Below are 21,086 nucleotides of genomic sequence, written 5' to 3'. Positions count from 1 at the left end.
CCACTTTCTGAACACTTTGACCAATCAATTTCATTAAGTAGTCCCATCTTTAAGAGTATTCATATAAAAATATGATATACTAGATGGAAGAATTTTTAAATTGAGGGGTTATTTATTTATGCTTCCAAACGATGATATTATATCTCATGAAAAACGAATAGAAGAACTAGAGAATAAAGTACGTTTTTATGAAGAACTTGTAAATCAATTACCACATCATTTCACATATAAAAATCCACATATTGGTTTACAAATAAAGAAAACGAGATCGAATCATTCCATTCAAAACATACAAAAAGAGAATAAAGAGGCTGACTTTCAACTTACTTGCGATTCATTATTTTTATTTAAACAACTTGAAACATACTTTATTCATATTTTTGATGCTTTTTCACATCATGTAACCTTTGTTGATAATAAAGGAAATATAACTTTATGTAATCAGGCTGCAGCAGATGATTTTGGTGTAGTACGAAATGATATAATTGGAAAACCAATTCAACAATTACTAAAATTGCCTGAAGAAAAAATTAAAGCTCTAGAAACATTAAGAACAGGCACAGAAATATATAATGAAGAAGTTTTAGACAAAAACTATGGCATTTTAAATAACCGAATTATTCGTGATTATAACGGAGAGATTTTTAGGGTTATTAGTGTTTTTCATTATTTAAACACAGAACGTGATGCAGAAAAATTTTCGTTAGCAGGGCGAATCGCGGCTGGTATTGCGCATGAAGTACGTAATCCTCTTACAACCGTACGAGGATATTTACAATTTTTACAAGAAAATGTTTCTCCATCTAATAAAGAACTATTTAAAAACTTACTTATTCCTGAATTAGATCGCGCAAATAGTATCATTACAAAATTTTTATCTATTTCAAAAACACGGGAATTTACAAGAGAACCCTTTCCCATTAATACGTTTTTACGTGAGTATATTCAACAGTTACTAGCTAGTGAAGTCTTTTTACATAACATTTCAATTGATTATAATTTTTCTACCGAATTAGATGATATTTTAGTTCATATTGATCGTCATGAACTTGTGCAAGTTTTTTTAAACTTATTCCAGAACGCTGTCGATGCTCAAGGAGAAAAAAAACTTTCTATACAAATTACTAGTTACCGCCTTGATAATTTTGTTCGTATTACTTTCACTGATAATGGGACTGGTATTCCACCAGCGATTCAAGAATATATCTTTGATCCATTCTTCTCAACAAAAGATTCCGGTACAGGACTCGGCTTGGCAGTAACGAAAAAAATTATTCAAAATCATAATGGTACATTAAAAATGACTAGCAATGAAGATGGTACTACTTTTACTATTTCAATTCCAATCTTACCTAAAACAGCCCTTGAAAGATTAAATCAAGACAAATAAAATCCAATCCACGAACTGCATGTGAATTGTTAAATCCCTTAACAATCGACATGCAGTTTTTTATGTTGAACTTTTCTTCTTTACATTATATGAAACCTTCTCTATATCTTACTTATTTGTTTGCCAAGCGGGCCAATTTCTTATTTTTTTAGAAATGGTAGTTTGTCCATCACGAATTCAGTATAAATTTCATTTTAATATATAGTAATGACTATTGATTCTATGAAAGAAAGGAATGAAAAGATGAACAATAAAAATAAAGGAAAAGTATTTTATGGTAATGACTGTTGCGAAGTCAGAGCTTGTAGTCATATTAACATCTCTAAGTCCGAACTTACAGAATTTGTTAGACTCCTTCAAGTTCTTGGCCAAGCTATTCAAGCTGTCTTTCAGAACCCTTCTCAAACTAATATCGATAACTTGATAGCTGCGCTCAATAACTTACAAAAGTTCCTCAATTGCTTAGATTTATCCCCAGCACAAAAACAAATTGGAAATTCTATCATTGCTAATCTATTAACTATTTTAAGAACAACACCTTTCTCATGCGGAGCATTATACGTTGAACTACAAAGTCTGCTTAATTATTTATTGTATATCGCTAAGTTATTCAAAGTAGATTGTTGTACGACCGACAAACTAGTTAAACTCATAACAGAGATCCAAGCTATCCTAGTTCAATACGGATCAGGTTGTCTTGGAGGCGGAGGCGCTACGGGTGCTACGGGTGCTACCGGTGCTACCGGTGCTACTGGCGCTACTGGGCCTCAAGGACCGGCGGGGGCTACTGGGCCTCAAGGACCAGCGGGGGCTCAAGGTGCCACTGGACCTCAAGGACCTCAAGGCGCTCAAGGACCTGCAGGTGTTCAAGGCGCTACTGGACCTCAAGGGCCTCAAGGTATTCAAGGGCCAGCAGGGGCTACTGGCGCTACTGGTGCTCAAGGACCTCAAGGCGTTCAAGGACCTGCAGGGGCTACTGGCGCTACTGGCGCTACTGGCGCTACTGGACCTCAAGGCGTTCAAGGACCAGCGGGGGCTACTGGCGCTACTGGTGCTACTGGTGCTACTGGTGCTCAAGGACCTCAAGGTGTTCAAGGGCCAGCAGGGGCTACCGGTGCTACTGGTGCTCAAGGTGTTCAAGGACCTGCAGGGGCTACTGGCGCTACTGGACCTCAAGGGCCTCAAGGTATTCAAGGGCCAGCAGGGGCTACCGGTGCTCAAGGACCTCAAGGCGTTCAAGGGCCAGCGGGGGCTACTGGCGCTACTGGTGCTCAAGGACCTCAAGGCGTTCAAGGGCCAGCGGGGGCTACTGGCGCTACTGGTGCTCAAGGACCTCAAGGCGTTCAAGGGCCAGCAGGGGCTACTGGCGCTACTGGTGCTCAAGGACCTCAAGGCGTTCAAGGGCCAGCGGGGGCTACTGGCGCTACTGGTGCTCAAGGACCTCAAGGCGTTCAAGGGCCAGCAGGGGCTACTGGCGCTACTGGTGCTCAAGGACCGGCAGGCGCAACAGGTGCTACTGGTGCTCAAGGACCTCAAGGTGTTCAAGGGTCAGCGGGGGCTACTGGCGCTACTGGTGCTCAAGGACCTCAAGGTGTTCAAGGACCAGCGGGGGCTACTGGCGCTACTGGTGCTCAAGGACCTCAAGGCGTTCAAGGGCCAGCAGGGGCTACTGGCGCTACTGGCGCTACTGGTGCTACTGGTGCTACTGGTGCTCAAGGACCTCAAGGTGTTCAAGGGCCAGCAGGGGCTACCGGTGCTACTGGTGCTCAAGGTGTTCAAGGACCTGCAGGGGCTACTGGCGCTACTGGACCTCAAGGGCCTCAAGGTATTCAAGGGCCAGCAGGGGCTACCGGTGCTACTGGACCTCAAGGCGTTCAAGGACCTGCAGGGGCTACTGGCGCTACTGGACCTCAAGGGCCTCAAGGTGTTCAAGGGCCAGCAGGGGCTACTGGCGCTACTGGTGCTCAAGGACCGGCAGGCGCAACAGGTGCTACTGGTGCTACTGGTGCAACCGGACCAGCGGGTACACCAATTCCTGTAACAATCGCGGCAATCGGAAACTCAAATCCACAAACTATATCACCTGGAACAAACCTTCAATTCAATCAAGTGTTTGAATTAACTAATATCTCTTTCAATGATACTTCAGATACTTTAACAATTTTAGAAACAGGCGTATATGATATTAGTTTCTCAGCGTCTACAACTTTCCCAGGGTCTTCACCATTTGGATTCGGTATTTCATTCAATGGTCAACCACCTACTCGTAATTTCTCAACTAACGTTATCGGTAGTGCTGTTTCTTTCTCTACAATTGTTACTTTACAAGCTGGTACAACGATTTCTATACAGCCTACAGCAAACACTATTTCTATTCCTAACACAGGCGATACAACCGCAACACTATCTGTATTCCGAATTTACTAATTTTCGCTTAAAAAGTATATTTATAATAATATGTATCGTTTAACCGTGCATTAAATCTCTCTTTATATAGAAAGGAGCACTTATTTGGGAGGATAAGTGCTCCTTCTTTACGTTTCTTTACCTCAAATTTACTCTATCTTAATCCTTATTTTGTATGATAAATAGTGAAGTCAAAGATATGAAAGAGGGATGAAAATGAGAGTTATGTCACTAATACGTATTTGGTTTGCACTTATGGTATGCATTATTTTATGTGTAGGATTTTTCTTAACTCTAAAATATTCCACTATATCAAAAGCAGAGAAAAAAACTACTCCATACAAACTTCTATATACGAAACAAAGTAACATCCCTTATTCCAACGCCACAAAGAATGAAAAAAAAGTTATAAAAGGAATGCTTATTACGAAAGCTTCTAGTTCCGAGGCGTTGCTCCAGATTGCTGAAACGATTAAAGATCAGTATACAAATAAAAAAATCGATGAAATTACACTTTCTATCCACAATGAAAATAACGGTAATTACGAAGAAGAATTACCTTACGAACCTATTAGTAAAGGCAAAATAATCGTAACATACGATTCCGAATCCTTTGGCAGTACGAATATTGTACTTAACGAGTAATCTCATGTATCTCAACGGATATGGATTAATAGCTAATTAAGATAGACAAAAATCTCTACCGATTAAAATTTTATTTTGTTTTCATACAAAATAAGAGGCGAATTTTTTTATTCGCCTCTTTCTTTTACCAAAATGAAGGAATCCATTCTTTCACTTTATCAAGCCACTCTTGTTGCTCTTGTTTTCGTTGTTGTTCCTCTTCTTTCCTTCTCTTCTCTTCTTCTTTTCTTCGTTTTTCCTCTTCTATTGTAGTCAATTGTTTTTTATAATCAGCCTCAGATATGAGCGATAACTGGAATGCTTTTTGAGCTGGATTTGCGTTCGCTTTTTTCATAATATCCCGGAACATTGTCGTCGTAATTTGACTACCACCCGGAACATAATGATCGCTATCGGTTTTATCATATCCTACCCAAATCGCACCTACTAAATCTGGTGTGTATCCAACAAACCATGAATCCTTTGCACCGGTGCTCGGCCCATTTACAATTTGAGTAGTTCCTGTCTTACCTGCCGTATCAACATTATTAACTTTTGCCTTTTCGCCCGTTCCCTTTTCGACAACACCTTTTAATAAATATGTCATTTTTTGAGAAACTTTCTCACTCGTCACTCGTGTCTCTTTCTTATACCACTTTCCAAGCGTTTCACCTTCAGCATTTTGTATCTCCCTAATTGCATGAGCTTCCACTTGGACTCCGTCATTTGCAAATGTACTGTATGCTTGAGCCATTACAAATGGAGATGTCCCCACATGCATACCGCCTAAAGCAATCGGATACGTACGATCTTCTGGCACTAATGGAATACCAAATCGCTCTAAAGATTTCAATCCTTTATCTAATCCAATTTGTTCTAATAGCCACACAGCTGAAACATTATACGACTTTGCTACGGCTTCATACATTGTCACATCACCGTGAAAAGTATGATCGCTATTTTGTGGTTTATATTCTTTAATGTTAAATGGTTCATCTTTTAATATATCGTATACTTCATATCCTTGTTCTAACGCTGGTACATATACAGCCAAAGGTTTTAACGTTGAGCCCGGTTGTCTTTTTAATTGGGTTGCATGGTTAAACTGTAAAAACTGATACGGCCCTCTGCCTCCAACTAAAGCTGGTATACCACCTGTTTTGGGATTCATAAGAACTACACCCGTTTGCATGAGTTGGTCTGAGCCACTATCTTTGAAATAACTATCATTATTCACAACGTCTTCTACGGCCTGTTGTTTTTTCGGGTCAAGCTCTGTATAAATACGATAACCACCTGCTAAAATTTCATTTTGTGTTAATTCGTACTTGTCCATCGCCTCTCTAACAATATAGTCTACATATTGAGAGTATTTTCCCTTGTATTTATCATCAACGCCACGTTTTAACACAAGTCCACTCTCTTTTTCTTTATTATACTGTTCGTCCGAAATATACCCTTGCTCTTTCATTAAACTTAATACGACATTACGTCTTTCAATTGACTTGTTAAAGTTTTTATAAGGTGAATACGCAGATGGTGCTTTAATCAAGCCCGCAATCGTTGCTGCTTCTGAAATTGTTAAATCTTTTACATCTTTATCAAAATAAGATTTAGCTGCTCTTTTTATACCCCAAGCACCTTCACCAAAATAAATTTGGTTCATATACATTTCAATGATTTCATCTTTCGTATACGTACGCTCTATTTTTTTTGTTAAAAAATATTCCTTAATTTTTCGAGAGTATGTGCGGTCTTGTGTCAGAAATACATTTTTCGCAAGTTGTTGTGTAATTGTACTTCCCCCTGCTACAACTTCTCCTGCTGTAATATTTTTAAAAACTGCACTTATAATTCCACTATAGTAAATCCCGTGATGGTTAAAAAATTCCTTATCTTCTACTGCAACAATGGCCTGAACCATAATATCAGGAATATCTTTCTTTTTTACGCCTTCTGTTTTAGAAGAAGCTAATTTAGTCGCAACTTCATTATTTGCATCATAAATTAAGGTCGGCTGCGGAACAGCTTGCTTTAATTCAGATATGTCTTGAATAGAAATTATTATATTTATAGCAATAAATAGAGTAGCGAGCAAACTTCCTAATACAATTAATGAATTACGAAGCTTCTTCCTCTTGTTGAACCACTCCTGCATTTTTTTTAAGTGAGTGTTCTTCAATTTCATTCGTTCACTTCCTTCGTTTGTTTACACTCTTCTTTTCAAAAGGAAGAATATACCTCCTTTTAAATTTATTATAATAACGTAGTCTTTCCTGTAGTGTAAAGCTTTTCTTTCACATTCATACTTTTTGCAAGAAAAGGACATTCTACAAGTAAGATATTCAATATTGATTATTAATATTATTAATACAACAATAAGAGTTATGTTAAGTTTTTGTAAACTTTTCGATAAAATGTTTTAAAAAACGACAGTTTTTTGTTAGAATTGACTAGCCAATATATTTTACATATATTACTTTTGTGGGGGTAACTAATAATGGTCTTTAAATCAAAAAAAGATAAATTTTCTGAAATGTTAATGAATGTTTCCGAAAATTTAAAAGAAGGCGCGCAGTTTTTCGTGGAGTATAAAATTAAAAATGCTAGCGATTTAAAAGAGTTTTCTATGCGCATGAAAGAGTATGAGTCAAAAGGTGACTCATTTATTCACGAAATCATTATGGAGCTAAATAAAGCGTTTATTACTCCTATTGAACGTGAGGACATCCTACAGCTTGCAATGAGTATGGATGATGTATTAGACGGATTAGATCATAGTGCTGGTCTATTCGAAATGTATTCTATTACAGAAGCTGATGAATACATGATTAAATTCGTAGAAGCAATTAATCAATGTGCGATTGAAATTGCAAACTCTGTTGAATTAATGTCTAACAAAAAATTAGTCGACATTCGTACAAATGCGATTAAGATTAAAGATTATGAATCACAATGTGATGATATTCGCCGTCACGCGATTAAGCACTTATTCTCTCGTGAAAAAGATCCAATTAAGATCATTCAATACAAAGAGATTTACGAAGAGCTTGAAGAAGTAGCGGATAGCTGCCAAAGCGTTGCAAACGTATTAGAAACAATTATTATGAAGAACGCGTAAGGAGTTTGATCATGGATACACTCTTGATACTGACCGTTTTAGTAGTCATTTGCGCTTTAGCTTTTGACTTTATTAATGGATTTCACGATACAGCAAACGCTATTGCAACGGCTGTTTCAACGAAAGCTCTAAAGCCTAGACATGCAATTATTATGGCAGCTATTATGAACTTTTTAGGTGCGATGACATTTACAGGTGTAGCAAAAACGATTACAAAAGATATCGTTGATCCGTTCGCTTTACAAAATGGTTCTCTTGTAATTTTAGCCGCTTTACTTGCAGCAATAGCATGGAATTTGATTACTTGGTACTACGGTATTCCAAGTAGTTCTTCGCATGCAATCATTGGCTCCATCGCAGGTGCAGCTATCGCTGCTGCTGGTTTTAGTTCATTAAACTTTAAAGGATTCATAAAAATTATTGAAGCTTTAATCATTTCACCAATTATCGCATTTGTTATTGGTTATATCGTATACAGTATTTTTAAAGTCGTCTTTAAAAACTTTAATTTAACGAAGACGAACAAAAACTTCCGTATATTCCAGATTTTCACTGCTGCATTACAAGCTTATACACATGGTACGAATGATGCGCAAAAAGCAATGGGAATTATTACAATGGCTCTTATGGCGAATAGTTATCATACTTCTAGCGACATCCCGTTCTGGGTACAATTATCTTGTGCCATTGCAATGGGTCTTGGTACTTCTGTCGGCGGATGGAAAATTATTAAAACTGTCGGTGGACAAATTATGAAAATTCGTCCTGTAAATGGTGTAGCTGCTGATTTATCATCATCTCTTGTTATTTTCGGGGCAACATTCATTCACTTACCAGTTAGTACGACGCACGTTATCTCCTCTTCTATTTTAGGGGTTGGTGCTTCTCATCGTGTAAAAGGTGTAAAATGGGGAACTGCAAAACGCATGTTAATTACTTGGGTTATCACACTTCCTATTTCAGCTTCATTAGCTGCTTTATTTTATTCTTTATTACACTTAATCTTTTAATTAAAAGTCGTCTTCCTTATTTTTCTAGGAAGACGACTTTTTTGTGAACAAAGCTTTTTCTCATGAAAAAGCGTGTATAATAATTGGTGGATAAGTTATATAGAGGAGTTGGCAATTTTGGAATACATCATGTTACTTTTCATCGGGCTAATCGCCGGGACAGTCGGGAGTCTAGTCGGACTTGGCGGCGGAATTATTATTGTTCCGTTATTAATCGGATTACATAGCCTGTCACCACAACTTGCAGTAGGAACTTCAATGGTAACAGTCGTTTTTACGGGACTATCTTCCACCCTTACTTATATGAAGCATAAACGAGTAGATTACAAAAGTGGACTTATTTTATTTATCGGGAGTGGCCCTGGTGGTATCATCGGCTCGTGGGCGAATAAATTTTTAAACCAAGATACATTTTCTTTATATTTTGGGATTTTTCTTATTTTTGTCTCCATTCTTCTTATGTTACGAGACAAATTAAAACCCCTTTCTTTATCAAATATGACTGTAATCAAGCGCTCTTTTACAGATAACGAAGGAAACACTGTACACTATCAATTCCCACCGCTTCTCGCTATCTTTATCGCCTTTATAGTTGGTTTTATATCTGGATTATTTGGAATTGGTGGCGGTGCTTTACTTGTTCCAGCAATGATGCTACTTTTTGCATTCCCAGCACATATTGCTGTAGCAACTTCGATGTTTATCGTATTTCTATCAGCAATTGTAAGTTCTGCAACTCACATCTCCCTTGGAAATGTCAGCTGGATTTACGCATTAATTCTTATTCCTGGTGCATGGATTGGTGGAAAAATCGGGGCATATATTAATACAAAATTAAGCGGTAACGCCGTAATTAATTTATTGCGTATCACATTAATTATTCTTGGGACTAGATTAATCATTACTTCTTTTTTATAACGCGTTCTTTTTAGAATGCGTTTTTTTATACACATGAATATAAAAATCCTCCTAAGAGAACAAATAAAATTAGACAAACACATAATAACATGTAATTGGAAATATGTACTTTCTTCACGTTGACCACTCCTATGACTGCGACTGTTATCTTTATGATAGCGAAAAAATAATTCAGTTGCAGTTACAAAGTGCTAACAATGCAAAATCATTTATTACAAATTTTATCCTTATATTTCATTTCTTTGTATATTCTATCGGTTTAATAAAAAAAGATGTCATATTGACATCTTTTTTAATGAAGAAGTGACCATCCCATAAAATCTTCATGTACTTGGCACGCCCTCTTATCGTTTCGATCATATAATTCAGCATAACTATCTGTTTCTTCATCATAAGCCATCGTATAAATAATTTGGCCGTCTACTTCAACGGATAACACGACTCCACCTTTCATCTCTTCTACATGAATGATGGCATTCGCTGGAATTCTCATATCCGTCATTTTTATCGCATCTAACAATATACTAAACCCCCTACAGCGTATTCATTGCTAGTACTATTACACACTAAATAGTATACTACTGTAATAGCATATATTTCGTCAATGAAATTGCTGTTGTAAAGTATATTATCTTTATACATATACGCTAAAATAAAAGAAATAGAGATGTTTAAATGGGGGGCTAACATTGATTTTACACAAAGGAGATGTACTATTCCGTCAAGGTGAGGACGGTCCTTTATATTTTATAAAAACAGGTTTATTAAAAGTAGTAAGGTTAGAAGAAAATGGAACACCATTTCTATTCAATATTATCGTTCCAGGAGAAACGATACCTCACCATTCTTTAATTTCACCGAAGGAATATCACGGTACAGCAATCGCTTTAATGAAAACAGAAGTTGAACCTATAATGAGTAATGAATGGTATGATCAACTTCAAGCGGATCCTGCATCATATGCAAATATCGCTATGCAATTACAGTCAAAATTAAGAATGATGCAGCAACGTATCGACCAATTGACGACCGTCTCTCCGAAAGAACGCCTTCATCGCTTACAAGAATGGTTCACACTATATTTAGGTGACATTCCTATATATGAAATATTAACGCAAACTGAAATTGGTCAACTGATCGGTATACGCCGTGAAACAGTAAATCGACTATTACGAGAACAAATAAAAAACGAGGTAAAATAACACCTCGTTTTTTTTGCTTCTTAAAGCTCAATTTATTGTAAACTTGCTGCTGGACCGAAAAATTCATAATGAATATGTTCTTGTTTCACACCTAAATCAGTTAGTACAGCATTTATATGTTTCATAAATGGTATTGGACCACAGAAATAAAACTCTGCTTCAGTTGTCGGAATAATAGTTTGTAACCATTCTCTTTCAACAAAACCTTCTTTATCAAAGTTCTTCATTTCTAAATCTTTTTCAGTTGGTGCAGAATAACAAGTATATGCTTTAACTTGTTCATATTCATTATCTACTGCCTCAACGTGTTCTTTCATTGCATGTGTATTACTATTTATCGCTGCATGAACAAAACATACATTACGTTTTGAATCTTGTTCAATTAACGTATTTAGCATACTCATCATTGGTGTAATACCTACTCCACCACTAATTAAGACAACTGGTAAAGTTGAATCCATATTTAATACGAAATCTCCTGCTGGTGCACTTACTGGTAACATATCGCCTTCTTTTACATGATCATGTAAGTAATTAGATACTTTACCATCCGGCGTATCTATACCTTTTTCTTTCTTTACACTAATACGATAATATTCTTTTCCAGGAGCATCTGATAAGCTATATTGACGATTATGTGTATATGTTTCACCTTCGATATTTATTTGAACCGTTACATATTGTCCTGGGATGAATGAAGAAACTTTCCCTCCATCTTCAGGTTTTAAATAAAATGACGTAATAACATCGCTTTCCTTCACTTTTTTAACAACTACAAAGTTACGGAAATCTTTCCATCCACCTTCTTTATGTGCCGCTTCTTCATACATCTCTGCTTCAATGCTAATGAATGCATCAGCAATGACACCATACGCTTCTCCCCATGCGTTTAATACTTCATCAGGTGCACCTGCGACCTCTTTAATTGCACGTAATAAACATGTACCTACAATCGGATAATGCTCTGCTTTAATACCTAAACTTCTATGCTTATGACCAATTTGTTTTACAACTGGAATAATAGCTTCTAAATTATCAATGTACGTTGCAGCTGCATAAACAGCATTCGCTAACGCTTGTTGTTGTCTTCCCTTTTTCTGATTTGTATGGTTGAAAATATTCAATAACTCCGGATGTTCCGAAAATAAAATTTCATAAAATCTCGTTGTAATTTCAACGCCTTTTTCCTGTAATAATGGTACTGTTGACTTTACGATTTCAATTGTTTTTTCACTTAACATTGTATCCCACTCCTCTATTTCCTTAACTGTTTTTAGTTTAACTGAATTGTATAATACAGATTGTGATTTTAATCACTATTAACACGGTGTTTTTGTGAAAAATATATGAACATTGAACTTACAAAATAAAATAAGCCAACTAGAATGCTAGCTCGCTTATTATTTAGACTGTATCGCTTGTTCAATTACCCTTATATCTTTCCCATCTCCAACTTCTGTATACCCCCAGATGTTCGTTTCACCCCTATATTTATTTACAATAATGTCTAAATCATGGTATACACGATGTGCATACACTACATACTCAATATTTTGGAGCTCCACACCTTTTTTTACAATTTCATAGCTTCTATTTACATCACGTTTTATTTTTTCATTCTTTATGTCTGTATGTATATTTTTTAACGATGATTCTTGTTGTTGAAACCATTGTTTAAATTGGTTCCAGTCCCCTTCTGTATAATTCTCTGCTTTACCATAATTTAAGAAATTATTATAACTTTCATGTGTCATACGAATAAAATCTAGTACTTTTGTCTCTTCTTGCACATCTTCTATTTCAGCTGTTGTACTTACCTCAGCGGGCTTATTCGCATAATGTAATAATACTTTCATAAGACTATAGCTCGCAATGATCATTACGATAATAATCACGAATACATTTAACAATTTCTTCATATACAGAACTCCTTCTCTACTAAAGATATTACAATGTATGACTATACTTGTAACATTCTCTCGTAGAAATATAATTCCTGTATAAATTCTTCCTATCATTTCAACAATATTCTTTTATACATTTCTCGTTGGCAAATGTTCTTGTAAAACAATATATCCTTCATAAGCTGCGTAGCCAAGTATAGCCATTAATCCGATATAACAAGCAAATACCGTCCATTTCGTTTTTGTATCCACTTTATAGTAGTTTTCCTGTTGTCTCTTTTCCGCATCCCATTCCTCTAATTTTCTTTCTGACATTTCAAATGCTTCTCTTATATGAATGGTATGTGTTTCTTTTTCATCTTCATACGGGACGTAATCCAGTGGCTCAAACTTCGGTAACAAATACTCTAACACTTCAATCTTTTGAAATTCTCCTGTTTTTAATTCTTTCTCTCTTTCTTTTTGCCTTAATACATTTATTTCATGTTGCATCATATATATATTTCGATGCACAGCACCAGTTTCTTTTAACTCCTCTTCAAGCCTTGCAACATATTCTTTCATTCCATCAATTTTATATCCTAATTCCTTAATTGGCTCATCTCTTTTTATTACTCTATACAATTCCATACAGCCGATAATAACAATAAATCCTCCCAAAATACTTTTAAAATAAATTGAATACCCAAGTAATAAAACAAGCCCCGCTCCCCAAATTTTCGTACTTACAACTGAAATAATCCGTCCCCCGTCTAACGGAGAAACCGGAATTAAATTAAAGAAATTAATCATACTTCCGAGTAAAATAATGAGCGCCCAAAACGGCTCTTTCGTTATCATATAAAGTGGAATAGCCGGTAAAAATGAAAATAATCCGAAAAGAGGTCCCATATAGGCAATATATGCTTCATCTTTTGCATTTTTAGGCATCTCTTTCATCCCAATAAGAGCGCCCATAAATGGAATAAATATTGCTGGCGATGTTGGTATACCTTTCCTTTTCGCAGCCCATAAATGGCCCATTTCATGAATAAACAACAAATAAATGAGCGCTACCCCAAATTTCCAACCATATATAACCGCGTACGCACCAAGTGATAGAAACATACTAAATACCGTTGAAAACTTTGCTAATTTAAAAATTGCAAATACCCACTTTAACTTAGAAAGTAAAAATAGCCCTATTGCAACAAGAATTCCCCATAATCCTTTTTTATTATTTTTCATATTCCTCTCCTTTATCTTTCATTAATGAATCATATACATTCATCAAAGCTTGTTCTTTTCTCTATTATGACATATTTTTTTCTATTGTTAGAAATAATGTTTATATAATCCATTTTTAGCCAAAAATATAAATAAAAGGAGGTGCACACAATTGAATTTACAATCTCTCATAATAGGCGCTCTATCGTTTTTAGCTTCAACTCTTATTTTTTATACTGTTAGTTACGTATTATTATTAGATTTGTTGCCCAATCACGTATTTATTGCCCTTATCATCCTTTCCGCTCTTATGATTTCTTTCCTTATTACACGAAAATCAATGAATGAGCCATCTGCAAAAGCAAAGTAATAGAGAGGGGCGTCCCCTCTCTATTATCATTTCCTAGGAAAGTACATATAAAATTGACAAATTTTTATTCACCCCAATCCGTAAAAACTAAATAAAGATTCACTTTACCTTTGTAAATTCATTTTTTCACCATACTCTTTAACAATTTGAATAATATTTTGAAAAACACCTATTTTTTCTTGTTTACTATTTAATATTTTTAAATCATAATTTTCATAATATGTTTCTAATGACTTTAATTGTGATTCTGAAGCACCTTGTACCGGAACAGTAGCATGCAATTCATACTGTTTATATCCTTCCTTTACCTTTTCTCCTAAGATTTTTTCACTCTCTTTTGCTCCAATTAATTTTTGAACTTTTTCTGGAAAAATAACCTGCAAATAGTATTTTTGTTCCTTCTCTAACTTGTTGTATAGTGATTGTGAAATCGTATACCGTACTGTATAATTCACTTTTTGATCGCCCGCTTTAATATGAAACGCGGTAATCTGCAAATCTTTTTTCGTTACTTCCGTTAAAGGACCTACTTGTATCTCATCTTCTTTTTGTTCTGATACATTTGGAAATATAGCCAAAAGCTTTTCTGTATCTTTTTTATTCAGCATATACATAGCTTTCTTATGTTGTATCCATCCTCGTCTATCCTCTCCTCTTAGCCATGCATAATATGTTTCCTTTTTCCCATCTCTACTAATTTGTATTTCATATTCAGGTTCACCGAAGCTACCTGTTATTTCTTGTTTCTCAGCTTTATCGATAATGTCTATTACTACATTAGCTTCAGATTCTTGTAACTTTTTCTCTTTATCTTTTTTTTGTATAACGGTTACCTCTATTGTTTCTTTCACTTCATTCACCGTCTCTTCCACTTTTTTTGTTTCTTTTTTTTGCTCAACTTGACTACAAGATGCTAGTAACATAGCAAATAACAGCACTACATATTTCCTTTTCACCTAAATCCCCCTTTTACAATAAGAAACTCTTATAATCTTCATATAAAAAACAAAAATGTGACACACTATAAAATACGCTATACTAAGCATTGAAAGGAGGTCTTTTTCATGCCCATTAATTTTCACGATGCAAATAATAAATACACATACGCACAGCGAAACGCCCATATTTCTTGGAGAGAAATGATAAAAAATATTACAGACATACAAAACAAACGAATAATTGATATCGGCTGTGGTGGCGGGATTTATACGAAAGAACTTGCTCTTATGGGAGCAAAAAGTGTTGTTGGGCTTGATTTTTCAAAAGAAATATTACAAGCTGCAAAAGAAAACTGTAGTGGATTTTCAAATATTTCATTCATTCACGGTGATGCACATAGTACTCCATATCCTAACGATACATTCGACATTGTTATTTCGCGTGCGGTTATTCATCATTTGCAAGACATTCCTACATTTCTACGTGAAGCTTCTCGTATATTAAAGAAAAACGGTGTACTTATTGTACAAGACCGAACCATTGAAGATTGTACAATTCCTGGAAGCCCTGAACACATTCGTGGATATTTTTTCTCTATATTTCCGAAACTTATCGAAATAGAATCAAAAAGACGACCAAAAACCACCACGATACAACAAGAATTACAAAAATATTTTCTTCACGTGTTCCCCACTCAAACACAATGGGAAGTACGAAAAATACATGAGTCTGTCGAAGCATTATTGCAAGATTTATCCCCCCGAACAGGTCGATCCATTCTATACGAATTAACAGATTATGAACTTTCTCAACTTCTACAACAAGTACAGACTGCCTTACAAAACGTCTCTCCTATTATCGAAAGGGATAGGTGGACCATTTGGAGCGCCATGAAGTTGTAAGGAAGGAAGCCTCACAAAATAATGTGAGGCTTCCTTCTTTCATAATCTAATTTTGCAACACTCTTGATACCCTCCACTTCTGGCCTGTGCACTTCCACACTTCGGACATACTAAATATCTAGACTGATTTGTCAACAAACTACCTTTTTGAAAGAGTAAAACTTCTGCTTGTTTAAACGAACGCGAATAATATAACCACATAAAACCAATTATAGCAATAATGCCAAATAATACTCCCATCGCAAGCATTCCAGTCACCTCTTTTGGTTTGTTCTTTCTAGCAAGTGGATTGTTGTATTATTCTCTGTAAATTCAAATAATCCCTTCTTTACTCCTATAAATATCAACTTTCTCCGCAAACTTTACAATTCTCTACAACTTTTTACTCCCATTTTACAATCCAATTTACATCCCCCTTTACCTCAAAAAAAGAATATTATCTCAAATAATTCCGCATATAAATATATCTTTTTCAAAAAAATATTGACTTTCAAAAAAAAACATGTAACAATACTGTCAGAATACTTGAATAAAAATTCATTGACGAGAACGAGTACGTTATAGGACTGTCCCCCAGAGAGTTGGCGATTTGCTGAAAGCCAACGTTCAGTGCATAACCGAAAATCATCTCCGAGAAGTAGAACCGAATGTTATAGTAAGTTCTTACCGGCTGTCCCCCGTTACAAGGAACACGTATCATGTTGTACGTTGTAAAGCCGTATACATATAGACTCATTTCTACATGTATAAATTAGGGTGGTATCGCGGGTAAATATAACTCGTCCCTTTCTTTAGGGACGAGTTTTTTGTGTTCTTACAAATGAATGTAAAAAAGGAGGAAAAACAATGAACACTGTATCAAAAAAACATATTTTTTTCACGGGTCTTATGCTATTTTCTTTATTTTTTGGGGCAGGTAATTTAATTTTCCCTCCCATGCTTGGACAAAATGCAGGTGAAAACTTTTGGCCGGCAATGATTGGATTTTTACTAACAGGAGTCGGTTTACCACTACTAACTGTTATCGCAATTTCTCTATCAGGAAATGGTATGCAACAACTTGCAAGTCATGTTCACCCATTATTCGGAATATTCTTTACGGTAGTTGTATACATTGCCATTGGTCCTTCTATGGGTATTCCACGCGTTGCAAATGTCGCTTATGAAATGGGTGTAAGTTCTTTCTTACCAGAAACAATCCGTTCTAGCAGCCTAGTGCTATTTGTATATACAATCATATTCTTTGCTATCGTATATTGGCTGAGCTTGAATCCATCTAAACTTGTAGATCGCATTGGAAATATATTAACACCTATTTTATTACTCTCTATTTTCTTATTGTTTGTTAAAAGTGTATTTACACCACTCGGGCAATCAGGACCAGCGATGCAAGAGTATCAAACTTCCCCGATCTTCAAAGGATTTATGGAAGGATACTTAACGATGGATACCATTTCAGCACTTGCATTTGGAATTATCGTTGTAAATGCTATTCGCTCTAAAGGTGTGAATGATCGTAAATCCATTGCCATCGCAACAGCAAAAGCAGGACTTATTGCCGCTACTGGTCTCGTACTTGTATATGGTGCGCTTGGCTGGCTCGGTACAACTAGCGTCTCGCTCGGATATGCAAAGAATGGTGGACAATTACTTACTGTTATCGTACAACAATTATTCGGTCCATACGGCTTACTTCTACTAGCTCTAATCGTTACACTCGCTTGCTTAACGACATGTGTTGGACTCGTATCTGCATGTAGTCAATATTTCTCAACATTATTGACTAAATTTTCATACAAAACATTCGCAAGTATCATTTGTGCTTTAGGGTTACTAGTTGCTAACTTAGGTTTAACAAAAATCATTGCCATCTCTGTTCCAATTCTACTCGTTGTATATCCAATTGCAATCGTACTTGTTCTACTATCGTTACTTCATAAATATTTTGGTGGATATCGTTCTGTTTATGTAGGTGCTTTAATTGGAGCAGCTATAGTGAGCGTATTTGATGGATTAAAACAAGGAGGTATTTCAGTTTCATTTATCACATCATATTTTGAATTTATCCCTTTATATAATGAAGGCATAGGCTGGCTAGTACCTGCATTAGCTGGAGCTCTTATTGGCCTTGCAATCGCTAAGCTAAGTGGCGCGAAAAAAGTTCCCTTACTAACCGAATCTCGTGAAGTAAAAGCATCCTAAAAAAACTCCCAAAAGGGAGTTTTTTACTTTTGATAAGCAGTATGATTAAAACTGCTTATTTTATACGCTTTCGTATAATAGTCGATATTTGTATCCACTGTTTCTACTTTGACAACATCGTAGCACTCTTCTTGCTTTATTAAAAATAAATAGTACTCTTCTGTCGCCTCAACAATTGCAATTTTATCTGTTTCAACATTATATTGTTCACAAAGCGCTTGTAATGCGTTCACATAATCCCCTAATTTTTTTGATTTATCCATGCCAAATATCGTTTGAACTAGCATATACATTCTCCCCTTTGTATGTACTGTTAACAACTAAATGATAACGTTTACATTTATTAGCGTCAATAAAAAGATTTTGTACAAACTAATAACCAGTGGGGACCACCCCACTGGTTAAAATTTCACTTTCTCATTTCGTCAATTGATGTCGAAACGCATAAATAACTGCCTGTGTGCGGTCACTTACATTTAGCTTATTTAATATATTGCTCACATGTGTCTTTACTGTTTTGAGGGCAATAAACAACTCGTCTGCAATCTCTTGATTACTTTTCCCCTCTGCAATTAATAACAAAATTTCAGACTCTCTTTCTGTTAACTCCTCATGCAAAGGTTGTTCTTTCTTCTGACGCATACGAGACATCATTTTACCAGTAACTTTCGGCTCTAATACCGTTTCTCCATCATAAGTAGCTCGTACAGCGTCTGCTATATCACTCGCTCTTGATGTTTTTAATAAATAACTTGTCGCTCCGGCCTCAATAACAGGATACAATTTCTCATCATCTAAAAAGCTCGTTACAACTACAATTTTTGCTTCTGGCCATTCTTGAATAATAGCACGTGTTGCTTCAACACCATCCATCTCATCCATGACAAGGTCCATCAAAATAATATCCGGCCTTAATTGCAAAGCTAACTCTGAACCTTTTCTTCCATTTTCAGCTTCTCCAACTACTTCAATATCTGGCTGCGTTGATAAATATGCTGATACACCCATTCGAACCATTTCATGATCATCCACTAGTAATACTTTAATCATGATTCTCCCCCTCTCTCAATCATAATCGGTACTTTTACTTCTATTTGTGTACCTTTATTTGGAAAACTAAGTACCTTTAATGTCCCACCAATTTCATGAACACGCTCTTGTATTGACCTTAATCCGTAAGAACCAGCCTTATTCACTCCTACTTTAAAACCTACACCATCATCAATAATTTTCAATATTGCATATTGATCAATTTTTCGAAGACGCACTTCCGTTTTCTTTGCCTTCGCATGACGTAAAGTGTTAGATAGCGCCTCTTGTACAATGCGGAATAAGTGATCTTCTACACCTTTTTTTAATTGAATCGGTTCAATTAACCATTCAATTTTCATATGTTGCTTTCTAGATAGTTCTGTTAATAATTCTTCTATACCTTCTGTTAGTTTCTTACCTTCTAACTGTACTGGGCGTAAATGAAGAAGCAATGCTCTCATTTCTGACTGTGCATTTACAACCATATTTTCAACGAGCTGTAACTGCTTTTTCGTCGTTTCTGGAAATTCAGCTACTTGTTCATTAATAGCCGACATCATCATCGACATTGCAAAAAGCTGCTGACTTACAGAATCATGCAGCTCCCTCGCCAATCGATGCCTTTCTTGGGAAATCGCTTCTTGTCTCATCTCTTCATTCCAATGAGCTCGTTCATTCGTTACTTTTTGAAAGAGTCCAGCTTGCTCCTCTAATCGACGAGCCAGACCGATTACTTTTCGTTCCACTTCATGAAATTCATCATCTGCAGTAAACGAAACATCGCTTGGAAAATTCCCTCGCTCCACTTCAAATAGAAACGTATTTAACCCTTGTATACGCTGCTCTATATAGTAACCGATTGCATATCCTACAATTCCCCCGATAAGTAAACTTGTAGTCATAATAAACAAGCCAATTGGAACAGAAGCGATGGATTCCTTCCATAATAAATCATATACTTGTTGCTCACTTTTCCATACATATACAATTGTACAAATGAGTGCGATACTAACTGAGGACAACATAGAATAACGAATATACATCCACGAAATATTTTTTTGTTTCTTCATTATACTTTCCTCACTTCCGTATCGCCTACGACAAGCGAAGAAATAATTTTAATACGACGAGGAGCCTCTTTATACTGCTCTGTTCTAAATGTAACATTGCGGTTAAACCCTGTCTCCTCATGACCTGGCAAGAGCACACGTCCGACAATAACAGAATGATTTAAAGACAGTTCAATATCATATGGCACATATAAACGAATATTACCAACGACACCCCGAATAACAATTACCGTTTCTCCTTCTGGAATCATGGCAGTTGTTAAATCTATTTCCACATCACAAGCACCATATTGAACATTTATATCCTCAAGTTCATAAATATGATCCATCATTCGTACATTGCCTACAAACATATTTTTCAAATATGGTTCTGTACGATATATTTGCTTCTCTTCGTCTATAATCCCTTTTTCTTTAATTTCAACCTTCATTGCCTTTTGCTTATGTCCTTGTTGAATCAATTGATAACCAATTAAAGCTAAACAAGCAAATACGACAAGAACAAATGCTGCTGATGAAAATAAGAAGAATAAAAATACGATACCACCAATAAATAAAAATACATTTCCCCGTACATAACGATTCTTTTTACGATAATGTCTTCCAAACATAAGCATAATAAATGCAAAAATGAGACCACCTGGTTCAAAATGTCCAAGTATCATATCAAGAAAAAGACCGAATCCAAATATGATGAGGAGCATCCCCATTAATTGTGTCTTTGAAAAATGTTTCTTCATTTCAGCTCCCCCCTTCTTGTCACATATACATAGAAGAAAAGGCATTGCTT

The 21,086-nt window shown here is 35.9% G+C and carries 21 protein-coding genes and 1 other annotated feature; of the genes, 10 read left to right on the top strand and 11 right to left on the bottom strand.

Features of this window, described 5'->3' with window-relative positions; genetic code table 11:
* Positions 1-118: 118 nt before the first annotated feature.
* The 3 genes from PDQ40_RS00425 to PDQ40_RS00415 all read left to right on the top strand — a co-directional run bounded on the left by PDQ40_RS00425 (position 119) and on the right by PDQ40_RS00415 (position 4,441).
* Positions 119-1,390, top strand: coding sequence for an ATP-binding protein (locus PDQ40_RS00425; protein ID WP_000937251.1), 1,272 nt, complete (start codon positions 119-121; stop codon positions 1,388-1,390).
* Between the two features lie 243 nt (positions 1,391-1,633).
* Positions 1,634-3,817, top strand: a complete 2,184-nt coding sequence (locus PDQ40_RS00420; protein ID WP_270691166.1) for a Gly-Xaa-Xaa repeat protein — start codon at positions 1,634-1,636, stop codon at positions 3,815-3,817.
* A gap of 195 nt (positions 3,818-4,012) precedes the next feature.
* On the top strand, positions 4,013-4,441 hold the full coding sequence (locus PDQ40_RS00415; RefSeq protein ID WP_001265556.1) for a hypothetical protein: 429 nt from the start codon (positions 4,013-4,015) through the stop codon (positions 4,439-4,441).
* A gap of 124 nt (positions 4,442-4,565) precedes the next feature.
* Here PDQ40_RS00415 and PDQ40_RS00410 read toward each other — a convergent pair whose 3' ends face one another.
* Positions 4,566-6,608 carry a transglycosylase domain-containing protein gene (locus tag PDQ40_RS00410; RefSeq protein ID WP_000769281.1) on the bottom strand — a complete coding sequence of 681 codons (2,043 nt, stop codon included), beginning with the start codon at positions 6,606-6,608 and terminating at the stop codon, positions 4,566-4,568.
* A 312-nt stretch (positions 6,609-6,920) separates the two neighbouring features.
* Here PDQ40_RS00410 and PDQ40_RS00405 point away from each other — a divergent pair, with 312 nt between their 5' ends.
* The 3 genes from PDQ40_RS00405 (at position 6,921) to PDQ40_RS00395 (ending at position 9,469) form a co-directional block, all read left to right on the top strand.
* Positions 6,921-7,541 (top strand): DUF47 domain-containing protein, encoded by a 621-nt coding sequence (locus tag PDQ40_RS00405; protein ID WP_000231448.1) that lies wholly within the window; start codon positions 6,921-6,923, stop codon positions 7,539-7,541.
* Between the two features lie 11 nt (positions 7,542-7,552).
* Positions 7,553-8,551 carry an inorganic phosphate transporter gene (locus tag PDQ40_RS00400; protein ID WP_000380271.1) on the top strand — a complete coding sequence of 333 codons (999 nt, stop codon included), beginning with the start codon at positions 7,553-7,555 and terminating at the stop codon, positions 8,549-8,551.
* A 117-nt stretch (positions 8,552-8,668) separates the two neighbouring features.
* The gene (locus PDQ40_RS00395; protein ID WP_000455758.1) at positions 8,669-9,469 is read left to right on the top strand and encodes a sulfite exporter TauE/SafE family protein; all 801 of its coding nucleotides are present in this window, start codon (positions 8,669-8,671) and stop codon (positions 9,467-9,469) included.
* A 292-nt stretch (positions 9,470-9,761) separates the two neighbouring features.
* Here PDQ40_RS00395 and PDQ40_RS00390 read toward each other — a convergent pair whose 3' ends face one another.
* Positions 9,762-9,989, bottom strand: a complete 228-nt coding sequence (locus PDQ40_RS00390; RefSeq protein ID WP_000882907.1) for a hypothetical protein — start codon at positions 9,987-9,989, stop codon at positions 9,762-9,764.
* A 169-nt stretch (positions 9,990-10,158) separates the two neighbouring features.
* On the opposite strand from PDQ40_RS00390, the gene PDQ40_RS00385 reads away from it, so the two are divergent.
* Positions 10,159-10,671 (top strand): Crp/Fnr family transcriptional regulator, encoded by a 513-nt coding sequence (locus PDQ40_RS00385; RefSeq protein ID WP_000600590.1) that lies wholly within the window; start codon positions 10,159-10,161, stop codon positions 10,669-10,671.
* Between the two features lie 32 nt (positions 10,672-10,703).
* On the opposite strand, the gene hmpA is transcribed toward PDQ40_RS00385, so the two are convergent.
* The 3 genes from hmpA to PDQ40_RS00370 form a co-directional block, all read right to left on the bottom strand.
* The gene (hmpA, locus tag PDQ40_RS00380; RefSeq protein WP_000947704.1) at positions 10,704-11,912 is read right to left on the bottom strand and encodes an NO-inducible flavohemoprotein; all 1,209 of its coding nucleotides are present in this window, start codon (positions 11,910-11,912) and stop codon (positions 10,704-10,706) included.
* Between the two features lie 159 nt (positions 11,913-12,071).
* A complete protein-coding gene (locus tag PDQ40_RS00375; RefSeq protein ID WP_000735216.1) occupies positions 12,072-12,590 on the bottom strand; it encodes a hypothetical protein in 519 nt (172 codons plus the stop codon).
* A 114-nt stretch (positions 12,591-12,704) separates the two neighbouring features.
* Complete coding sequence (locus PDQ40_RS00370) at positions 12,705-13,802, bottom strand: site-2 protease family protein (RefSeq protein ID WP_000794507.1); 1,098 nt, start codon at positions 13,800-13,802, stop codon at positions 12,705-12,707.
* Positions 13,803-13,953: 151 nt separating this feature from the next.
* On the opposite strand from PDQ40_RS00370, the gene PDQ40_RS00365 reads away from it, so the two are divergent.
* Positions 13,954-14,151 carry a hypothetical protein gene (locus PDQ40_RS00365; protein ID WP_001053353.1) on the top strand — a complete coding sequence of 66 codons (198 nt, stop codon included), beginning with the start codon at positions 13,954-13,956 and terminating at the stop codon, positions 14,149-14,151.
* Between the two features lie 104 nt (positions 14,152-14,255).
* Here the strand turns inward: PDQ40_RS00365 and PDQ40_RS00360 are convergent, their stop codons facing one another.
* The gene (locus PDQ40_RS00360; protein WP_270691165.1) at positions 14,256-15,107 is read right to left on the bottom strand and encodes a hypothetical protein; all 852 of its coding nucleotides are present in this window, start codon (positions 15,105-15,107) and stop codon (positions 14,256-14,258) included.
* 108 nt (positions 15,108-15,215) lie between these two features.
* Between PDQ40_RS00360 and PDQ40_RS00355 the strand changes: the two genes are divergently transcribed.
* Positions 15,216-15,992 carry a class I SAM-dependent methyltransferase gene (locus PDQ40_RS00355; protein ID WP_001122122.1) on the top strand — a complete coding sequence of 259 codons (777 nt, stop codon included), beginning with the start codon at positions 15,216-15,218 and terminating at the stop codon, positions 15,990-15,992.
* Between the two features lie 39 nt (positions 15,993-16,031).
* Here the strand turns inward: PDQ40_RS00355 and PDQ40_RS00350 are convergent, their stop codons facing one another.
* Positions 16,032-16,241 (bottom strand): hypothetical protein, encoded by a 210-nt coding sequence (locus PDQ40_RS00350; protein WP_000880630.1) that lies wholly within the window; start codon positions 16,239-16,241, stop codon positions 16,032-16,034.
* Positions 16,242-16,523: 282 nt separating this feature from the next.
* Positions 16,524-16,782: a binding site (T-box leader), on the top strand.
* Positions 16,783-16,838: 56 nt separating this feature from the next.
* Between PDQ40_RS00350 and brnQ3 the strand changes: the two genes are divergently transcribed.
* Positions 16,839-18,194 (top strand): branched-chain amino acid transport system II carrier protein BrnQ3, encoded by a 1,356-nt coding sequence (brnQ3, locus tag PDQ40_RS00345; protein ID WP_001099165.1) that lies wholly within the window; start codon positions 16,839-16,841, stop codon positions 18,192-18,194.
* Between the two features lie 23 nt (positions 18,195-18,217).
* On the opposite strand, the gene PDQ40_RS00340 is transcribed toward brnQ3, so the two are convergent.
* From PDQ40_RS00340 to liaF, 4 genes are all read right to left on the bottom strand, one after another.
* The gene (locus PDQ40_RS00340) at positions 18,218-18,487 is read right to left on the bottom strand and encodes a DUF3992 domain-containing protein (protein WP_001997062.1); all 270 of its coding nucleotides are present in this window, start codon (positions 18,485-18,487) and stop codon (positions 18,218-18,220) included.
* 124 nt (positions 18,488-18,611) lie between these two features.
* Positions 18,612-19,244, bottom strand: a complete 633-nt coding sequence (locus PDQ40_RS00335; RefSeq protein WP_000598709.1) for a response regulator — start codon at positions 19,242-19,244, stop codon at positions 18,612-18,614.
* Positions 19,241-20,296, bottom strand: coding sequence for a sensor histidine kinase (locus PDQ40_RS00330; protein ID WP_000744320.1), 1,056 nt, complete (start codon positions 20,294-20,296; stop codon positions 19,241-19,243). Before PDQ40_RS00330 ends, PDQ40_RS00335 begins: the two co-directional genes overlap by 4 nt.
* Positions 20,296-21,036 carry a cell wall-active antibiotics response protein LiaF gene (gene liaF, locus PDQ40_RS00325; protein ID WP_000716087.1) on the bottom strand — a complete coding sequence of 247 codons (741 nt, stop codon included), beginning with the start codon at positions 21,034-21,036 and terminating at the stop codon, positions 20,296-20,298. Before liaF ends, PDQ40_RS00330 begins: the two co-directional genes overlap by 1 nt.
* Positions 21,037-21,086 lie beyond the last annotated feature (50 nt).

It is taken from the genome of Bacillus cereus group sp. Bc061, assembly GCF_027715825.1.
GTDB lineage: Bacteria > Bacillota > Bacilli > Bacillales > Bacillaceae_G > Bacillus_A > Bacillus_A paranthracis.
The sequence above is the reverse complement of the archived record's forward strand: the minus strand, read 5'-3'. Positions and strand labels throughout refer to the sequence as shown.

Excerpts from the sequence above, each read along its gene's own strand:
- PDQ40_RS00355 (WP_001122122.1), top strand. The coding sequence starts at position 15,216 with ATGCCCATTAATTTTCACGATGCAAATAATAAATACACATACGCACAG.
- PDQ40_RS00405 (WP_000231448.1), top strand. The coding sequence starts at position 6,921 with ATGGTCTTTAAATCAAAAAAAGATAAATTTTCTGAAATGTTAATGAAT.
- PDQ40_RS00350 (WP_000880630.1), bottom strand. The coding sequence starts at position 16,241 with ATGCTTGCGATGGGAGTATTATTTGGCATTATTGCTATAATTGGTTTT.
- PDQ40_RS00340 (WP_001997062.1), bottom strand. The coding sequence starts at position 18,487 with ATGTATATGCTAGTTCAAACGATATTTGGCATGGATAAATCAAAAAAA.
- brnQ3 (WP_001099165.1), top strand. The coding sequence starts at position 16,839 with ATGAACACTGTATCAAAAAAACATATTTTTTTCACGGGTCTTATGCTA.
- PDQ40_RS00330 (WP_000744320.1), bottom strand. The coding sequence starts at position 20,296 with ATGAAGAAACAAAAAAATATTTCGTGGATGTATATTCGTTATTCTATG.
- PDQ40_RS00420 (WP_270691166.1), top strand. The coding sequence starts at position 1,634 with ATGAACAATAAAAATAAAGGAAAAGTATTTTATGGTAATGACTGTTGC.
- hmpA (WP_000947704.1), bottom strand. The coding sequence starts at position 11,912 with ATGTTAAGTGAAAAAACAATTGAAATCGTAAAGTCAACAGTACCATTA.
- PDQ40_RS00335 (WP_000598709.1), bottom strand. The coding sequence starts at position 19,244 with ATGATTAAAGTATTACTAGTGGATGATCATGAAATGGTTCGAATGGGT.
- PDQ40_RS00415 (WP_001265556.1), top strand. The coding sequence starts at position 4,013 with ATGAGAGTTATGTCACTAATACGTATTTGGTTTGCACTTATGGTATGC.
- liaF (WP_000716087.1), bottom strand. The coding sequence starts at position 21,036 with ATGAAGAAACATTTTTCAAAGACACAATTAATGGGGATGCTCCTCATC.
- PDQ40_RS00425 (WP_000937251.1), top strand. The coding sequence starts at position 119 with ATGCTTCCAAACGATGATATTATATCTCATGAAAAACGAATAGAAGAA.
- PDQ40_RS00370 (WP_000794507.1), bottom strand. The coding sequence starts at position 13,802 with ATGAAAAATAATAAAAAAGGATTATGGGGAATTCTTGTTGCAATAGGG.
- PDQ40_RS00375 (WP_000735216.1), bottom strand. The coding sequence starts at position 12,590 with ATGAAGAAATTGTTAAATGTATTCGTGATTATTATCGTAATGATCATT.
- PDQ40_RS00400 (WP_000380271.1), top strand. The coding sequence starts at position 7,553 with ATGGATACACTCTTGATACTGACCGTTTTAGTAGTCATTTGCGCTTTA.
- PDQ40_RS00410 (WP_000769281.1), bottom strand. The coding sequence starts at position 6,608 with ATGAAATTGAAGAACACTCACTTAAAAAAAATGCAGGAGTGGTTCAAC.